Source organism: Caballeronia terrestris (genome assembly GCF_001544515.1).
In the GTDB taxonomy this organism is placed as follows: Bacteria; Pseudomonadota; Gammaproteobacteria; order Burkholderiales; family Burkholderiaceae; genus Caballeronia; species Caballeronia terrestris.
Genome location: NZ_FCOL02000489.1, coordinates 1 through 992 on the forward strand (window position 1 = coordinate 1; position 992 = coordinate 992).

The following is a 992-nucleotide window of genomic DNA, read 5'->3' on the forward strand; positions in this document are numbered from 1 at the left end:
GCCAATCCACCGCCGATCAGCCATGCATACAGGATCGCGCCAGTTGCCAGCGCACGCGGACCGGCTTCGCGAATTTGCGAGAAACGCGTTTCCATGCCAAGGGCGGTCATCGCCATCGTGAGGGCGAAGGTGTCGAGCGTGTTGAGCGTGCTCGTTGCGGCTTCCGGCAGGATGTGCAGCGAATTCACGATCACGAGTGCGAGAAAGCCGAGCGCGAACCACGGTACGGCGAGCTTGCCCTTTTGAGCGCCGGTTGCCGATGCCCGCGAACGGTTAATCCAAAACCCGATCGCCAGCAGCACGGGCACGAGCAGCATGACGCGCGTCATCTTGACGATCGTCGCGATGTGCGTCGCTTCCGGGCTGACATTGCTCGCCGCGCCGACCACTTGAGCCACTTCGTGAATCGTGCCGCCGAAGAAGAGCCCGGCGCCGAGCGTATCGAGATGCAGCCAGCCAGCGTGCATCGCGAGCGGATAGAGGAACATCGAGAGCGTGCCGAACAGCACGACACTGCCGACCGCCATCGCACTCTTGTGCGGCTTCGATTGCAGCGTCGATTCGAACGCGAGCACGGCCGCCGCGCCGCAGATCGCGCTGCCGGCGGCGGTGAGGAGGGCGGTATCGCGGTCGAGCTTCATCAGTTTCATGCCAGCCCACGTGCCGATCGCAAGCGTGCTCACGACGATCAGCACCGACTCGGTAACGCCTGCAAGCCCGACCTGCGCGATTTCCTGAAGGCTCACGCGCAAGCCGAAAAACGCCACCGCGATGCGCAGCAGCTTGCGCGCGGAGAAGTTGACGCCTGCCGCCCAGCTTTCCGGCATGCCGTGGCGCAGCGCATTGCCGTAGATCGCACCCGCGACGATCCCGACGATCAGCGGACTCACGCCGAGTCCAGCGATAGCCGGCATCGACGCGAGCCGGGTGATGGCAGCCGCGAAGAGCGCGACGAACAGGATGCCGTTTAACTGGCCGCGGGTTGATAGCTT

1 protein-coding gene is annotated in these 992 nt (G+C 64.5%); it reads right to left on the reverse strand.

Annotated features, from left to right (window positions below):
- Positions 1 to 992: YeiH family protein (locus AWB67_RS38480; protein ID WP_143746832.1), on the reverse strand; the 992-nt coding region annotated here is incomplete at both ends.